The sequence below is a fragment of the Pseudomonas sp. PA-4-8C genome (genome assembly GCF_021606625.1).
GTDB lineage: Bacteria > Pseudomonadota > Gammaproteobacteria > Pseudomonadales > Pseudomonadaceae > Aquipseudomonas > Aquipseudomonas lactis.
The window spans coordinates 1-15,590 of the sequence record NZ_WKCD01000115.1 but is presented as its reverse complement, the minus strand read 5'-3'; the positions used below and the strand labels follow the sequence as shown (position 1 = coordinate 15,590).

The window sequence follows — 15,590 nt, the reverse complement described above, 5'->3', positions numbered from 1 at the left end:
CACGCGGCCGCGCCAAACCCTGGGCTGGAAATTCCCCATAGAGGTGCTGACCGAGCACCTGCAGCTCCTGGCGACCAATAACTTGAATACGGTCAACTGACTGTTGCACTTGGAACTTGAGTCCGCCGAGTCTCTGGACGAAATCGGTGATCAAGATGATTACTGAAAGAGAACCTGGAGACATCATTGCTGAAGTTCTGATGACTCTGTCTGCAGATCCTGAAACCGTGTTTTGGTTGCTCGAAGGTGTAACAGATGTGAAGTTTTTCAAATCTCGCATAAAGAACGGACTCTCACTAATTGATACTACAGGAAAATATAAACTGATCCGAGCTATGGATCTTTTTAATAATGACCCTCGATTTTCCGCCGCAAATATAATGGGCATTGTAGATAATGATTATGACTGGTTAACTGAGTATCAATTACCAGATAATGTTATTTCGACCGAGCCACGGGATCTTGAAGGAATTATGCTTAGAGCCAACAGCATAGCGTGCGTACTTGCTGAGTATGGGCGCCCCTCATCAGTTGAAAGCTTCGAGGCAAACGGAACTCGAATCATCGATGCAATTGTAGAGAAAGCTATATTTTTTGGAAAAATTAGGGCAGTTAACAACTTAAATAGAAAAGTATGTCTTAAAAAATTCAAACCACAGATTTTTTTCCGCGACGATTGGAGCTACGATCGTGATCAAGCCTTAGCAAGAGCAGTTCAATTGGGAGTGTGCGACTCCGTAGATTGGCTAACAACTGAGATGCAAAAACTCCCGAACGTAGATGATTGGTATTACGTCCGTGGACATGATGCCATTGATATTCTGTGTGGCGGATTGAAGTCTATATTTGGAGATGGTCGTACAATTGGCGCCAATACTATCGAGCCGGTTCTAAGGCAATCTTTAAGTGACGCTGAATTTTCCAGATCCAAAATATATACTGAAGTAAACTCTTGGCATGCGGCACGCGGCATCCCAACACCGTACACGTTCCAAACACAATAAGCACAGCGGAAAAATCATCAGTAACTTCATGAGGTAACTCCCCTCATTTTTTCCCCAAGCGAAAAGACAGATGCGGCGACATTAAGAAAGTCCGCCGCATTTGACGGAGGGGGCGTAAACTCGTGAGTATGACTTGCTAGTTGGACATTTATTTTATGTACTAGATCGAGTAAATCGCAAAGCACCTGTAGGACATTCACCCCATCTGAACCAAGCCAGGTTTTAGGTGCGATAAGACGTTGACTGACAACCGCCATACTCTTGCGCAGCCCCTCAATCCTTTCTTCCATATCGCCACCCACCGTGGCGTTATGCTTTTGCCCCACCACCAAGTTCAAGTCCCGCCCAGTCGCCTGGTGCAGATCATCTACCGCCGCCAGGCTGGCAGATCCGCCCGACAACAGCTTGAGCGCACCCAGCGCCTCGATCGTCTTGATCCCACCCACTGACTCAGTTGAATGGTCATCCACCGTCCTGGTGTGATTCTGGAACGTCTCAGTGTTCCCCATCGCCTCGACTTCCCGCTCGATCGCCTTATCGTGGATCTTGCCGTCAGTCTGGCGCAGCCAGTTGCCGTCCGCGTCCACACGTTGTTGGCAGGCTTCACTGTGCTGCCACACCTGGTCACCCTTTGGCACGCTGGGCATACTCAGCCCGTGAGGCAGGATGGTTTGGATATAGGGCTTGTGAGGCAGGCCATAGGCAAAGCACACCACCACCTGGGTGCCTTCCTCTGGAAACGCATAGATGCCCATTTCCTCGCCACCGGTGGGCAGTGGCAACGGCACGCCCGCCAGGATCGGCAGCTTGGGATCTGGTTCACCATCCGGCCCCAAGACCTCGATGTCGACCGCATAGCGCGGCCGGAAGTCGTCACAGATGCCGGCGCCGGCCGGGGCGTCTGCCACGGCGACGACCCGGGCGAAGCGTGGCAGGTGATAACCGCCGGTGAGTTCGGGAAATTGTCGTTCTACGCTGCGGCGGATTGCGTCGTCCATCGGATGGCCATCTGGTTGTCGATGAGCGCCACACTGGTGATGCGCTCGCCGTGGTTGATTGTTGCACCTGGTCGCAACCCGGGAAGGGCTGCAATCATTGCGCTTTGATTGCCCTGGTAGTCGTCGAACAGTTCCACCGGCAGTTGCAGCGGCGAACGAACGCCAAAGAAGCTGTCGGCCCAACTGCCCACGAATACTTCCCCGTCGCCCTGCTGCTGCCAGACGAAGTCGGGGATATTGAAAACCCGGGCCAGGCTGTCCATGGCTTGGTAACCAGCGGCCAGGCTGTAGAAAAACGGCGCCTTGACGCCGGCGTAGGGTCGATCCGGGACGCGAAAGCGTAGGCCGGTGTGCTGGCTGATCTCAACCAGGACGGCGCGCAGGTCGACGTGACGCAGGTTCAGCGGCAACGGGTTGGCCAGGATCGCGGCCAGCTCGCGGCAGAACAGCACCTGCTGGGTGCTGCTGGCCGTGGTGGAGCGTTCGACGTAGCCAATAAAGTGTCGCTGCAGCGTGTTGCCGTTGTAGCCAATATCAAGCGTAACCAGGCCTTTGACCGGCGCCGGGGCTTGAATGGTGAACGTCGCCCGGCCGGGGCTTTTTGCATCCAGCCGGACTTCGTTTTTGACCAGGACGTAGGGCACGCCATTGATGGCCAGCTCCTTGTGCAGCTTCATGTGTTAGCCCCGCCCAGCCAGCCGTCCACTTTTTTCAGCGTGGCTTCAAAGCCGGTCAGTTCCTCCGGCCCGCTGCTGGAGTCGCCGCCGGGGCCGCTGCTGCCACCCACTGCCCCGCCTGGGCCGGACTGCGCGGTGACCGCGTTGCCCGATCGCCGGCCTTCGACTTTCTCAGGGTTCGACAGCTTTTCAGTCAGGGTGAACTGGATCAGCCAGCCGCGCAGGTTGTCGTCTTCCCGGGCGCTAACGCTTTCGGTGAACGTCACCTGGCGCATACCAAACGCGGCGGCGGTGTCGTTGACGATGCGGTAGGTCTTGAGCTGGCCACCGCCTTCGGTCGCTTCCACCAGGCGCATCAGGTCGCGCAGTTGCACCTGGTCAACAAAAGGAATCATCAGACTGACCGTCAGGGTCTTGGGCTTGAAGCCCTTGTGGCCCTTGTCGGTGTTGCTGGTCTGGCCTGAAAGGTCGTCGCTCTCAATGCGCAGATTGCCGGTGACCTTGAGATTTTTCCCGCGCACCTCTTGCCCATCCAGTAGCAGCGTCATAGGCCCACCAACTCACGAACAAAGCTCAGACCTTTTTCCGATCCCACCAAAAGCGCGCCGGCACACAGCACCCATTCATGCCCCGGGGCGTCACCGGCCAGCAGCGCCTGGCGCAGCTCGGTTGCGTTGCCTGGGCCGATGAGGCGTGCACGCATACTGCTGTCAGGGTTGCCGCCGGCGAGCGAGGCTTTAAGGTCGGCCAGTTGCTGATCCCGCCCCTGCTGTTGAGCGGCCTTGCGGTTGGCCAGCGCGGCTAGGTCGGCCATGGGCGAGCTGTCGGCCGCGTAGCTCTCCAGGACAGCGAGCTGGCCAGACATGGATTGCTGCGCGGCCTTGACCACGGTGCAGCGCTCCAGGGGCAACGACTGCCAACGCGGCAGAGTGCCGGCGGCGGGGATCTCCCACTTTTCCGTCTCCAGCTTCGACAGGTGCCGTGCGCGGCGTTCGGCTCGCACCAGGTCAGGTATGGGTAATAGCGCATTGAAGCGGGCCAGGCTCTCGGCCAGTTGATCAAAGCGTGTGGCCAGGAACATCAGGCACAGGGCGAACTGGGGGCCATCCGGCCGACCGGTGTCGCTCACGTCCACCAGTTTGCCGGCCAGCTGCTGCAGCAGGTTCGGTGCCGACAGGAAACGCTGGTAGCCACGGCCCTGGCCGATACCACTTTGAAACGGCGTCACCACCAGGCACGCCGGGGCCTCGCCCATCTGATCAGCCAATGCCCCACGGCCGGCAACGATCGCGCCCTGGGCGGCATCACCCACCGGCCCTGGGTTGGTGCTGGCCTTGCCGTCCAGATCCGCCAAGCGTCTGGCTGTACTGGCCTGCTCAGTGCTGGCCAGATCCTTGGCCGCTGACAATTGGCCCATCCATTGGGTGGCTTGGTCTGGCCAGCGCATCGTCACCGGTGCCCAGGTCATGACTGCAGGCTCTCCCAAGTCACTACCTCAAGCGCGTTTAAGTCGCCGTCTGCCAGCGCCTGGTCCAGCAACTGCTTCAACTGGTTGGCCCGCTGCAGTAGCTCCATCTTGTAGGTGGTGAAGTCTTCGCTAACCTGGCGCAATTGCTTGGCGGTGTGCGGTCGTAGTTCTTTCACACCGTCCGCGTCTCTGCAGCCATATGGGCTATCAAAACCCTGCAGGATCACGCCGGTGAGGTTCAACTGATCGTCCAGCTTGCTGGGGTACTGATGCGGTGAGCCGAGCGCGGCCGACCAAAAGCCGCCAATGATCGCGGCCTCACACGCTGCATTGATCTCGCCGCTCTTCTGCAGATAGAGGGCTTTCAATTGCTCCGGCTTACTGGTGCCGGGGGCCAGTCGCGCCACGGGCTGTTTAGCCTCTGCGTCGAATACGATCTGATAACCCTGGGACTGCTTGGCCAGCAGATAGGAATAGTCCTGATAGCTGACCACCACACAATCGCCTGGTCGTTTCGGGTGTATGCCCTCGACCAAGAAGGTGTGCAGCGACGGGCTGTAAAAGTATTTGCTCATGAAAAGCTCCTTAATACCCAATCGCAATGTAGGGATAGGTCGAGGTGGCAGTGGCTAAACCGATGAAACCGCTCTGACTCAAGGAGCCGGATTTAATGTTCATCACCTCGGCCACACCGGTGGTGTCCTCGCCGGTGCCCAGGTTCAGCACAAAGCACGCATTGGGGAACCCAATGGGGAACAGGAATTGGGTGTTGTTGGCAGAAATGTAGGCATTGCCCCATTGGATGATCAGCCCGCCCATCCAGCGCGGGAACGCAAGGTAGCCATTGGCCGCGAGGTTGACGGAAAACCCCCAGCGCAAGGTCCGAGGCGTCACGATGCTGGTTTCGTCTGCTCCCGCAACTACCTGGTCTAAGGTGGCAATCGGCGCAATACCCGCTGCACCAGGTGCGGCTTTTTTACTGGAGTCGATCACCTCCGACGAACCCGTGAAGACAATAGGATTAGGTCCTGGGGCAACTCGCTGAACCCGCAACCCACCAGCACCAGCAATCAACGCTACAGCGGGTTTAGTGACGTCATGACGCAACCAACTTGAGCCGTTCCAGTAGCAGTTCTGCGCGAGGTGGGATTCCCGTTCAGCCGTTACGAAGGAATACGATCCACCGTGCAGATCCAGGCTCGCCTCGGGCAGCGGGTTGATGTTCTCAATAGCATTGTTGATCCCATACTCAGCGAGGGATTTACCTTTGTCCGCCTTCTTGCTGAGGTCAGAATTGATCTGCGAAATGGACTTATCGTGCAGCGCCAGTGACTGATTTACCCCCAGTAAGAAGCGGTCGACCGCCTTCACATCATAGGTATTGCCGCTGTCCATCAGTTGAGCGTTATAGGACCACTGAATCGGATTCGGTCCTGGTAGCGCCTTGCGCACGTAGGCGCCGCCTGAATTAACAAGCACTGTGGCAGACGGCATTGACTCGTCATGGCGCACCCACTGCGAACCGTTGAAATAACAGTTTTGACTGAGGTTAGATTCACTGATCGAAGTGAGAAATGCGTAGGAGCCACCGTGAATATCAAAGCTGCCATTGGGCAGTGGGTTCAGGTTGGGGATGGCGTTATGGATGCCGTAGTCCTCCAGCGTCTTTCCTTTATCTGCCTTCTTGCTGATAGCCGTATTGATCGTCTTGATCAGTTGGTCAACGTCCGACGAACTGTAGGTGTCACCGCTATCCCTCACATAGTCGCCGCGCTCCCAAACGATTGGATTAGCGCCTGCGCGCACGCGCTGGATACGCACACTACCGCCCCCGGCAATTAGCGCCACAGCGGGTTTAGTGACGTCATGACGCAACCAACTGGAGCCGTTCCAGTAGCAGTTCTGGCACAGGTGAGTTTCATCCGTGGCGGACAGAAAACCGTATTGGCCCGCGTGCACATCCAGGTTGTAACCCGGCAATATATTCAGGTTAGGGATGGCGTCGGTGATGCCGTAGCTGCCAAGGGTAATGCCCTTGTCGGCCTTCTTTTTCAGCTCATCTTCGACCCACTTTTTCCCCGCGAAATGCTTCACCAGGGAATCACTGATCGGCTCAGCCTGGCGCAGATCGATCACGGCGTTGGAGTCAGGCAGATCCGCCAGCGGCACGCAGAAATGGCGCACGCCGGCACTGTCGGTGAAGTCAGCCAGGGCGGCGCCGAAACGCACCTCCCAGCGGGCCACCACATCACTTAACTGGCGCTCCAGACTCACATCCAGCCAGGCTTTGGCGGGAAACGCCGGCGGCGCGACAGCGACTGCTGCAGTCAACAACACTCGCACGCCTTCGACATAGGCGGTACCCGGCTGCAGCTGGTAACCGTTGCCGACTTTGGCCAGTTTCAGCCCTTCGCTGAAAAAACAGGTCCGTCCGAAGGTATCGCGGTTGCTCAAGCGCTCGCGCTCGTCGATGCCGTGCAGGCGCACAGTGAAGTCGTGCTGCCAGGTCTTGGCGTCGATGGTGATCCCGGTCAGCGCCTGGGCGCCGTCGAACACCACCAGGAAATTGCGCGTCACGTTATTGCCCAGCTGCTGCGGGGGAATGTTCTTGCGCTTCTGCTGCAGCGGCACGTAGGCCACGGCCAGCAGCACGTTTTCGGCGCTCTCCAGGCCGATCCAGTTCCAGTCAAAGTCCCCGATATCGCTGCCCATCATCAGGCTGTAAACGATCTGGTTGGGGTTCACGAAACCTTTTTGGGTGACGTCATAGGTCGCCACCAGGTGCGCGGCTGGCTTCGGCGCCGCCCGGTCGACCGGGCCGTTAGGATCCAGCCCGGGCACGTTGGCCAGCACGAAGCGGTAAACAATCAGGGGTTGTTGTGCGCCTTGTTTTTGCGCGATCAGGCTTTCACCTGCAAGGGTAATACTGGCTCCCACGGGAGGCTCCTACAGGCTGGCAACCAGCGTTTGCTGGTCGTCGTTGAAGTCCACCGCGACAATGCGCAGCGATACGGGGGTGATGGTCACGAAGTCATAACGCCGGCAGGTGCGGCCGTACTGCTGGATCAAAACCCGCATCAGCTCGGGGTTTTGCGACAGCTGCGAGTCGGAGAGGCGCAACAGCACCACGTCCCAGTCCCGATCGGGCATACGTTCGTCAATCTCGACATAGCCCACGCCCAGGCGCTGCAAGATGCGTTTAAGCCCGGCGGTGCTGCCGGCGTCGACGGCGTTGATGAAGGCGAACTTGACCCGCAAGCGGTACAGGCTTTCGGGCTCGTCCTTGAAGCGGCTGATATCGCGCTGCCAGGCCAGCAGATCGAGGACAGTCAGGTGGCAGGTGTCCGCATCCATCTGCAGCAAGGGCCATTGCAACCAACCCTCGACCTTTTCCCACCAGGATTGGCTGGCGGCTTTGAGTTTGGTCAGCTGCGGGCCATCCAGCCAGAACGGCAAATTCAGCTTGATCATGCGAACACCACCTGCAGCGATTGAATCCGCGGGATGCTCAGTTCCGACACGATGTCCGCGTTATCAAAGTGCAGCGACTCAATGCCGGCGAACTGCTGGTGAAGCTCTTCGCCCAGGCGGCTGAACGAGAACCGCGACTGCGGATAGGTCAGCGTCGGCTGATAGTCACCGGTGCCGCTCTCGCGGAAGGCGGCGCGGATGAACTGATCGACGTCGGCCTGCAGCTTGGTGCGCTGTTCGGCGCCCAATAGAGCACGTGGCCACAGAGTCAGGCGCAGCGCGTGCTGGGTCTCTGGCATGACCATCACCAGCAGATCGTCGCCGTGGCCATGGTTGCCCTGGTCGCGGATGTGCGCGTTGATTTGCTCCAGGTAGGTCGCCGCCGGCACGTCCGCTTCAAACAGCACGTAGGCATTGGCACTGCCTGGGCCCCGGGGCGCGCCGTGCAGAAAGTACACGCCATCCGGCCGCACGCCCGGGAAGGCTGAAATCATCGCCCGATAGACCGCGTCGGTGTGCCACTGATTGACCGCCGAAAACTGGTTACGCACGCGCAAACGCAGCTGATCGTCCGGCTCAGGATCTGCACCTGGTGCAATCAGCCAGCCATCGGCGTTCACCACCTGGACAATGCCGGCAATGGGTACCGGCAGAATCGCGTAATAACCCGGGGCCAGGTTGTAGCCGCTGCCCACGTCCTGCGCTTCCACGGGGACTTCAAGCTGCACCAACCCGTCAGCAAAGGTCGCGGCCTGGGTGGTCACCAGTTGGTAAATATGGCCGTTGATAGCCGCCGACTGCACCAGGATGCCGGCGGGCAGCTCCAACGCACCGCCGGCGACGTCACGGGTAAACAGCAACACGCCCTTGGCCTTAGTCGCGCCCTTGCGCTCGACGTTGACCGCCCAGGCCAGCATGTCCAGCCACTTGGCGCGGGCGGTTTTGACAAAAAAGTTGGGCAGCACGGTGTCACTGATAAAGCTGATCAGCCACATAACCGGCTTAGTCACCAGCGCCGTAATCACGCGCCAGAACGGCGAATAGGCACTGGTGTTGCTCATCTTACTGCCCTGGGCAGCGACTTCCTTTTCCCAGGCTTGGCGTAGCCCTTCTTCGGTGATCGGAATGCCAGCGTCTGCGAGCGCCTGTTTAAAATCGATGTCGCTCACAGGGTCACCTCGATGTCACCGAATTTCAGGGTTTTGGCCGTGACCAGGTACTGCCCGGGCTGCACCTGGTTAATCAAAGCGGTGCCCGGTACCAGGCGTGCGTCGGCCTCCACCAGCAGTTCCAGTTGCTGGATGCAGTCGCGCTGACGCAACTTGCTGCGCTCGGCCACCAGGGTGACCAGCAAGCCGCTCTCGCGGATCATGTGCGCGATGTCCTGGGCGATGCTGGCCCGGTCCTCGATCAGCAAAGGCTGACGGGATGGGTCCAGCGACAGGTCGTTGTCGATGATCAACAGGTCGATGTACTCGCTCATCCACCCACCGCCATGGCCAACATGCCTTCCAGTTCCAGCGGGTTCATTTGCTTACCGGTGTGAATGTTCACGTTCTCCACGTGGGTGCCCTTGTTCTGGGTTTGGTTGTTGTTCTGGATGCTCGCCAGCAAGCCGTCTCGGGGCACGGCATCGGGCCGTTTCGGTGACAGGCTGGCCACGGCGCCGTTGATGCGCTGTTGGCTCTGTTCTGCCTTCTCTGTAGGGGCCGAGGCCAACACCAGGGCCGGCGGTTGACGTGGTGGCTCCAGGGCGGCGAGTTGCTGCGCGATCGGCGCCGGGGTTTTCGGTACCGGGGCTAGTACCAGGGCCGGCGCTTGAGCCTGGGGCTGTAGGGCGTTAAGGGTCGGCATGGCTGACGCCGGCATTTTCGGTGTGTTGGCCATCATCAGCGGCGCCTTGATCGGCTGCTGGGGTGCGCTCACCAGTTGCGGCAGCAATGGCGCCTCAACGGTGGGTGCGCTGATACCTGGCAGCTCAGGCGCCGCCGGCATGTCACCGAACGCGGCTTCAATGTTCACGCCGGGGATCTTGTTCAACATCTCGATCAAGCCGTTGATGGCCTGTTTAAAGATGTTGACGATGCCATCCCAGGCGGCGCTGGCCATGCTCGACCAGCCGCCCATCGAGTCGAACCACTCCGACAAGGCGGTCAGTTGGCCGCTGACCCATTTGAATGCCTCGCTGTTGAGTAGCGCGCTGGTCCACTGGTCCCAGTAAATGATCGCCGCCGCCACGGCCGCGACCAGGGCAACGATGCCGATCACGATCCAGGTCACCGGGTTGGCCAGCAACGCGGTGTTGACCAGCCAGATAGCGCCCTGCCATAGCAGCATCGCGCCCTTAACTAGGCCCATCCAGGCGACCATCAGCACCAGGCCGGCCACGAAGCCGATCACCATTACGGTGTGGTACAGGAACATGGCGATACTGCGCAGGCCGGCCATAGTCAGCACTTTCCACACCGTGACCAGGCCCAGCCAGACCATCTTCGACATGCCCACGGTCAAGGTGAGCAAGGACATGGCCGCGATGATGCCGAACACCACCAACGTGGCGATGCCGATCACGCGGGTAATGTTGGGAAACAGCTGGGTCCAACGGGTCAGCGTGCTGGCAATGCCCACCAGGCGGTCCATCAGCGGCGCCAGGATTGGGATTAACGACTGGCCGAAAGCAATACGCAAAGCCTGCACCGCGGCGCCGAATTGTTGCCACGGGTCCACCATGGCCTTGGCCATGCGTTCGGCGTTTTCCAGCCCGCGTACATTGCCCAGCTGTTCCATGCCGTTTTTCAGGCGGCTGGTGTCACCCATCAGGTTGGTGATCAGGCGTGCCGCCTCACCGCCAAAGGCGTCCCGCAGCTGCTTGCCGTTGGCCTCGATCGACAGATCCCCGAACTTGCCTTTGAGCTTGTCCAGGATGTTCATCATCGGCAGCAACTTGCCCTGCTGGTCGACAAAGGACATGCCGAGCTTTTCCGATGCGCCGCTGACGTTTTCAAAAAACGACTTATAGAGGCCACCGGCCTCCCCGCCGTCCATGGTGCTGCCCAACGTACCAAGCACCGCCATTTGTTCGGCCAGGCTCACACCGGCGGTACTGGCCAGGCCACCGGCGCTTTTGAATGCCTCTCCAATCTGCTCGCCACTGGTGCGGAACAGTTGCACGGCGGTGGCAGTTTGGCCCGCCAGAGTTTCCACCCACTGGCCTTTGCCCATGGCGTCGGCCTGACCCTTGAACAGGTTGTACATGGTGCCGACATAGGTACCCATGGTGCCCGCGTCGGCCTTGGTGGCCTTGGCCAGCACGTCGCTGGCGTTAGTGAACGTCGCCAGTTGATTGCCCACCAACCCTTTTATAGCGCCTTCGATGTGATAAGCCGAGGCAACAAAATCCCGGGCGTTCTCCCCATAGGCGACGGAGAATTCCAGGGACTTGCGATTCAGTGCATTCAACGCATCTTCTGCCACGCTCAACGATCGGACTTCGCCCAGGGCGCGGTTCATCTCCAGAGCTGGTTCCAGGGACTGGGTGATGGCCACACCGGCGCCCACCATCCCAGCCAGGCCGAGGCCCATCTGGGTGATGTTCTTCTGGCCCTGTTGGGCCAGGTCAGAAAAGCTCGTCTTCACCTTGCCCATGGGGGCTGTGACCTTATCGGTCAGGCTCAAAATGAAGGCCAGGCGGGCGCTACGGTCGGTCATCAATGTTTATCCGTTGAGTGCGTGGGCGATACCGTTGGCGATGGCAATTTCCATCCGCCGCCAATGCTCGTCCTCCAGCCATTTGGCCGTGCCCATCACCTCGGCGGTGGGCTCGGCCCCAGGTAGCCAGCGGCTGGCCAGGGCTACCAGTTGGCCAAGGCCGTTTTCGGTTAGTCGTTCGGCGTGGTCGAGGGCTTTTTTACGGTGACTTCAACATCAGGGCCGTACTCCTCGAGGAGCGTGCCGGCGAGTTGCATAACCAACACCGGATTGCCCAGCATCCCCTTGAGGCGGGCGCGTTCTTCTTGCTTGACGGTGGTGACCAGCAGATTGTTGGCGGGCGAAACCTTGTTGTTCTGGTTCACCGCGTTGAAGTATTTGGTGACGTCCTGCGGGGTCAGCTCAAAGGTGAATTCCTGGTCGCCGATCTCCAGGGTGATTTCGCGTCTATCGGTCATCGGTGTTGCTCCGTTTAGGGGTAAAAGTAAGGTTCAGCGCAGGCAAACCCGGCGCACGTGGTCCTGCAGGCCCAGGATCATTTGCCGACTGAGGGCAAGCTGATCTCTGAGGGTGAAATAATCCTGTCGAGCGTCTGCTGTGAGTTCGGGGGTGTTTGCATCAGCCACGCCGCCGGCGCTGGCCGCTGGGGTGGCTGGGGCGCTGCAGGTGGCGTTGAGGCGCAACCGCTTAAGGCCAGCATCAACGTCAAGCCGCAGAGAATCGTTTTCAGCACGTTCATGGTTCAGTTCCTGAGTGCGTTGAAGATCGATCGCGTCACGCTCGGCCAGCATCTCGCCGCTGATACGCGCCGCTTCGCGCAGGCCGCTGGCTTCGAACAGCGCGGCGTCACGCTCGCTACGGGCGGTGTCGCGCTGACCTTCCAGCAGGTCAAAGCTGAACCAGGCCACCAGGCACAGCACCAGGATGAAAGTGCCTTCGCGCATCACAGGCCCGCCTCACACAGAGCCACTTCCGCCAGACGGCGCGCGTGCAGGCCAGGGATAAACAACTTTTTGCCCTGGGCAGTGGTGACGAAGGCCCACACCGGGGTTTTGCCATCAGGCGCCCAGGCCAGGGCGTGACAGCCCTCTTTGATGCGGCCGGCATTGATCAAGCCCACGGCGCGACTGGCGCAGGTGCTGGGGTTGCCGAAGTTGTGGCCATGGCTGCTCAGGGCGTCGAACGTGTTCTGGCCCACGTCCTGGTTGGTGATGCAGTCGGCCAGCTGCAATTGGCCTTTGCTGATCACCAGCTGCTCTACCTCGTTGCACCGGGCGTCCGACCAGTAGTCACCCACGACCACGGGGTACGGGCTGGTATGGCGGGTGATGCCTTTGCACACGGTGGGCAGGCCACGGGCCAACTTGTCGGCGTAAACCGTGTTCTGGCCGTTGCCTTCCCAGGTTCCCAGGAACACCACTAGCGTGGAGCTGCAGAGCGCGATAGCGCCGGCGGCGATCTTGCCGCGCAGGCTCATGGGAACAGCACCCGAAGCAATGCCGGCCCGACCATCTGCGCAACCACGCCCAGCACGGTCAGTACCGCCAACATGCGCGTCACCTTGGTACCGATATCGGACACGGTAGAGGTCAGTTCGCGCTGGCCCTCATTCAGATCCGAGAGCTGAACCGCCATGTGTTCGAACTCGCCTTCCAACCGCGTGACGCGGGTGGGCACGGTTTCATGACGGTCTTCCAGGTCGCTGACGCGGTGCTCAAGCACTGCAAAGCGGCTTTCCATGTTGTTTTTGGGCGTGGCGCGGGCAGTCATCGGCGCTGTCCTTTCTCGAAAGTGGTCTCGCACGGAGTACAACGGGTGATCCCGCCCAGGGCCTGGCGCTGGACCGGGATCTGCTCGTCACAGTCGCGGCAATGGCTACGGCTCGGCCCCGAGGGGCGCGGCCGGGCCTGCACAGCCTGGATACACCGCTCGCGTTCCAGCTCCTCGATCGCCTTGGCGTCGTCAAGCCAATCGCCCATCAGCTAATGCCCTCGATCTCGGTGGCATCCAGGTACGGCACGCCGTTGATACGGATGAAGTCCGGGCTGGTGACCTCAAAAGGCACCTTGTGCTTGGTCTTCTCGCCGCCCTTGGGATCAATGCTCAGCAGGCTGGACACTTTCAACTTGCAGCCGAACGCTTCAATGCGCAGCTCGTCGTCGCCGGCCTTGGCGAAGAACACAACGTCGAACGCTTCCAGCTTGCGAAAGCTGCCTGCAGTACGTGCGGCCTCAACAACCAGGGAGAAGTTGGTAGAGTCCAGCTCAATCTCGCCAGCTGCCGCCACGTCGCCGTCGACATAGCCATCAGGCACGCCCCGGGTTTGCGCGGTCTTGCTGTTGTCGGTGATATCCAGGGTGCAGCTCTCGACGTGGACCTGCAGATCGCCCAGGTTCACGTCAAAGTTCTTGCCGCCAATACGTGACATGGGGGGTTACTCCGAATCGTCGGTGGAAAGGTCCAGGGCGATGTTCGCCGTGAGGTCTTTCGGGCAGTTGTGGGGCTTGAGCTTGATGTACACCTCAACGGCGGTTTTGCTCGTCCAGGTCAGTACGATGTCGCCGTCTTTGGGCGTTTGAATCTCGCCCGGGAACACCTGGCCGGCGAACTTGGTCGACTTGGCCATCTTGCGCAGTGGTGCCATCAGCGCGTTGACGTTCACGGCCATGCTGTTGGCGGTGCTGTTCAAGCGGCGATCGGCCACGCGGCGGATCAACAGGGGGCGGATCTGGCGAGCGGCCTTGTCGGCCAGACGCAGGTATTCGATCACCAGGTAATCGCTGCCCGGTGTGTCGAGCATATTGCCGTCCCCCCAGTACACGCCTGGATAGTCGGGATAGGTCTGGGCGACCGAGAAGCGCGCCTTATCCAGCTCGGCACGAATCGCGGAGGGCAGCGGGATGCCTTCGGCGTCGACCGGGACTGGCCCCAGGCCCAGCACGGGGCCGCTGGCCACACGCATGGGGCTGTCAGCGATGCTGACGGCGGCATTGGCCAGGCGACCGGCCAACACGCCCAGGTCATTGCCGTGGAGCTGTGGAACCACCAGCACACGCGGCGCGGCCACGTCGGCGGTGATTGCCTTCTGCTCTACCAGGTACTGCGACCAGGTCAGCGGTGCGACGATGCCGGCAGACGCTGCCATGACGAACACGCGCCGGCCGTAGGTGTTGTTGAGGGAAATAGCCGCGTCATGCATGGCCGACAGTTCGTCGCCCTTGGACACCGGCTTGGTGATCACCACACCTTCGACGGAGAAGCCCTGTTGCTGTGCGGTTTCCAGGGCGATTTTCCAGTCACCGTCAGCGCTGATCGGCGCCGCCAGGCAGGCCCAGCGATCACCGCCGTTCAAGCGGGCAGTAGTGACCTGGGTTTTCAAGTCGCTGGCCGGTACGCCCAGCTGCGAATCCAGGTCGCTGTCGGTGTTGAGGGCGATCAATTTGCCGATGTTTTTCGGGCCAGGACCGATGAACAGAAAATAGCGCTCGATCTCAGTCACGGCGCCTTGGCCCAGATTGAGATTGTTAACGCTGACCTTGCCAAGTGCCATGGTGTGCCTCGTTAGCGGGGTGAATTAAGGATTTGTTGGAACACCTGGTTAACCAGGTCGCGGGTTTCGTTTCCGCTCTCCACACCGAGGAACTGGCGTTTTGGCAGGGTGATATCCCAGCTCTGCGCGCCGGTTGACTCGGTTCGTTCGTCGTTCAAGATGCGGATCAGCAAGCCGGCCTTGGCGTAGTTCACATGCTCTTGAATCCAGGCCACGGACGGCCTGGCCAGCGCCTTCTTGCCTTTCTGGCGGACACGAAAGCCCAACCGGCGCAGACGCTTGGCCTGTTTGTCGGTGCAGGCGATGCCTGGGGGGACTTTGTTCCAGCGCCGCATCTGCGCGGCGGTACGTCGCTCGCTGACGCCGTTGTGCTGCTGCGCGGCGACCCAGCGGGTCAGGGCGTTTTTCCAGCCCAGTTCGGCTTCGTCGGAGCTGACGCGGGTCACCTGCAGCAGTTTGGCCAGGCCGGCTTCCATCTTCTTTTTGCCCTTGGCCGAGCCCTTGCGCTCAGCGAACGGCGTGCCGTCCAGGTTCTTTTGTTCGCGTACCCGCTTACGGCTCATCGTCCGCACGCGCTTGGTCACGTTGTTCAGCAATCGCCGGCGCAACTGGGGCGGCAGCTCAAGCAACGCCAGCTGGGCGTCGACGTTGACCATGCCCCTGATATCGAGGGCGAGCGGATTAGCGGCCATCGCTGCCCACCTCGCCTTGCTC

Annotated in this window: 20 protein-coding genes; 1 reads left to right on the top strand and 19 read right to left on the bottom strand. The window is 60.1% G+C overall.

From position 1 onward, the window contains the following. The first annotated feature begins 155 nt into the window (after positions 1–155). Positions 156–1,004 carry a DUF4435 domain-containing protein gene (locus GIW04_RS17530; protein WP_120247872.1) on the top strand — a complete coding sequence of 283 codons (849 nt, stop codon included), beginning with the start codon at positions 156–158 and terminating at the stop codon, positions 1,002–1,004. A gap of 26 nt (positions 1,005–1,030) precedes the next feature. Here GIW04_RS17530 and GIW04_RS17525 read toward each other — a convergent pair whose 3' ends face one another. From GIW04_RS17525 to GIW04_RS17440, 19 genes are read right to left on the bottom strand one after another with little or no spacing between them, the layout of a single operon-like run. After that, positions 1,031–2,002 (bottom strand): hypothetical protein, encoded by a 972-nt coding sequence (locus GIW04_RS17525; protein WP_120247871.1) that lies wholly within the window; start codon positions 2,000–2,002, stop codon positions 1,031–1,033. Continuing rightward, complete coding sequence (locus tag GIW04_RS17520; protein ID WP_120247870.1) at positions 1,975–2,679, bottom strand: hypothetical protein; 705 nt, start codon at positions 2,677–2,679, stop codon at positions 1,975–1,977. Before GIW04_RS17520 ends, GIW04_RS17525 begins: the two co-directional genes overlap by 28 nt. Continuing rightward, positions 2,676–3,227, bottom strand: a complete 552-nt coding sequence (locus GIW04_RS17515; RefSeq protein WP_120247869.1) for a baseplate complex protein — start codon at positions 3,225–3,227, stop codon at positions 2,676–2,678. The genes GIW04_RS17520 and GIW04_RS17515 overlap by 4 nt, the downstream gene beginning before the upstream one ends. Continuing rightward, entirely contained in the window at positions 3,224–4,147 is a 924-nt protein-coding gene (locus GIW04_RS17510; protein ID WP_120247868.1) for a hypothetical protein, read from the bottom strand. Before GIW04_RS17510 ends, GIW04_RS17515 begins: the two co-directional genes overlap by 4 nt. After that, positions 4,144–4,722 carry a DUF4376 domain-containing protein gene (locus GIW04_RS17505; protein ID WP_120247867.1) on the bottom strand — a complete coding sequence of 193 codons (579 nt, stop codon included), beginning with the start codon at positions 4,720–4,722 and terminating at the stop codon, positions 4,144–4,146. Before GIW04_RS17505 ends, GIW04_RS17510 begins: the two co-directional genes overlap by 4 nt. Positions 4,723–4,732: 10 nt before the next feature. Beyond that, a complete protein-coding gene (locus GIW04_RS17500) occupies positions 4,733–7,084 on the bottom strand; it encodes a phage tail protein (RefSeq protein ID WP_120247866.1) in 2,352 nt (783 codons plus the stop codon). Between the two features lie 9 nt (positions 7,085–7,093). Then, on the bottom strand, positions 7,094–7,618 hold the full coding sequence (locus GIW04_RS17495; RefSeq protein WP_120247865.1) for a phage tail protein: 525 nt from the start codon (positions 7,616–7,618) through the stop codon (positions 7,094–7,096). Further along, positions 7,615–8,787, bottom strand: a complete 1,173-nt coding sequence (locus GIW04_RS17490) for a baseplate J/gp47 family protein (RefSeq protein ID WP_120247864.1) — start codon at positions 8,785–8,787, stop codon at positions 7,615–7,617. Before GIW04_RS17490 ends, GIW04_RS17495 begins: the two co-directional genes overlap by 4 nt. Beyond that, positions 8,784–9,101, bottom strand: coding sequence for a DUF2590 family protein (locus tag GIW04_RS17485; RefSeq protein ID WP_019817388.1), 318 nt, complete (start codon positions 9,099–9,101; stop codon positions 8,784–8,786). The genes GIW04_RS17490 and GIW04_RS17485 overlap by 4 nt, the downstream gene beginning before the upstream one ends. Next, positions 9,098–11,326, bottom strand: coding sequence for a phage tail tape measure protein (locus GIW04_RS17480; RefSeq protein WP_120247863.1), 2,229 nt, complete (start codon positions 11,324–11,326; stop codon positions 9,098–9,100). The genes GIW04_RS17485 and GIW04_RS17480 overlap by 4 nt, the downstream gene beginning before the upstream one ends. A 6-nt stretch (positions 11,327–11,332) precedes the next feature. After that, positions 11,333–11,476 carry a DUF6890 family protein gene (locus GIW04_RS31525; protein ID WP_032872601.1) on the bottom strand — a complete coding sequence of 48 codons (144 nt, stop codon included), beginning with the start codon at positions 11,474–11,476 and terminating at the stop codon, positions 11,333–11,335. A gap of 20 nt (positions 11,477–11,496) precedes the next feature. After that, on the bottom strand, positions 11,497–11,784 hold the full coding sequence (locus tag GIW04_RS17475; protein WP_038451166.1) for a putative phage tail assembly chaperone: 288 nt from the start codon (positions 11,782–11,784) through the stop codon (positions 11,497–11,499). Between the two features lie 33 nt (positions 11,785–11,817). Then, the gene (locus GIW04_RS17470; RefSeq protein ID WP_120247862.1) at positions 11,818–12,270 is read right to left on the bottom strand and encodes a lysis system i-spanin subunit Rz; all 453 of its coding nucleotides are present in this window, start codon (positions 12,268–12,270) and stop codon (positions 11,818–11,820) included. Further along, positions 12,270–12,803 carry a lysozyme gene (locus GIW04_RS17465; protein WP_120247861.1) on the bottom strand — a complete coding sequence of 178 codons (534 nt, stop codon included), beginning with the start codon at positions 12,801–12,803 and terminating at the stop codon, positions 12,270–12,272. Before GIW04_RS17465 ends, GIW04_RS17470 begins: the two co-directional genes overlap by 1 nt. Beyond that, the gene (locus tag GIW04_RS17460) at positions 12,800–13,096 is read right to left on the bottom strand and encodes a hypothetical protein (protein ID WP_019817382.1); all 297 of its coding nucleotides are present in this window, start codon (positions 13,094–13,096) and stop codon (positions 12,800–12,802) included. Before GIW04_RS17460 ends, GIW04_RS17465 begins: the two co-directional genes overlap by 4 nt. Continuing rightward, positions 13,093–13,305: a TraR/DksA C4-type zinc finger protein gene (locus tag GIW04_RS17455; RefSeq protein ID WP_019817381.1), complete on the bottom strand. Its 213-nt coding sequence runs from the start codon at positions 13,303–13,305 to the stop codon at positions 13,093–13,095. Before GIW04_RS17455 ends, GIW04_RS17460 begins: the two co-directional genes overlap by 4 nt. Further along, on the bottom strand, positions 13,305–13,754 hold the full coding sequence (locus GIW04_RS17450; RefSeq protein ID WP_120247860.1) for a phage protein: 450 nt from the start codon (positions 13,752–13,754) through the stop codon (positions 13,305–13,307). The genes GIW04_RS17455 and GIW04_RS17450 overlap by 1 nt, the downstream gene beginning before the upstream one ends. 6 nt (positions 13,755–13,760) lie before the next feature. Then, positions 13,761–14,876: a DUF2586 domain-containing protein gene (locus tag GIW04_RS17445; protein ID WP_120247859.1), complete on the bottom strand. Its 1,116-nt coding sequence runs from the start codon at positions 14,874–14,876 to the stop codon at positions 13,761–13,763. An 11-nt stretch (positions 14,877–14,887) separates the two neighbouring features. After that, positions 14,888–15,568 (bottom strand): virion morphogenesis protein, encoded by a 681-nt coding sequence (locus tag GIW04_RS17440; protein WP_038449124.1) that lies wholly within the window; start codon positions 15,566–15,568, stop codon positions 14,888–14,890. Between the last annotated feature and the right edge of the window lie 22 nt (positions 15,569–15,590).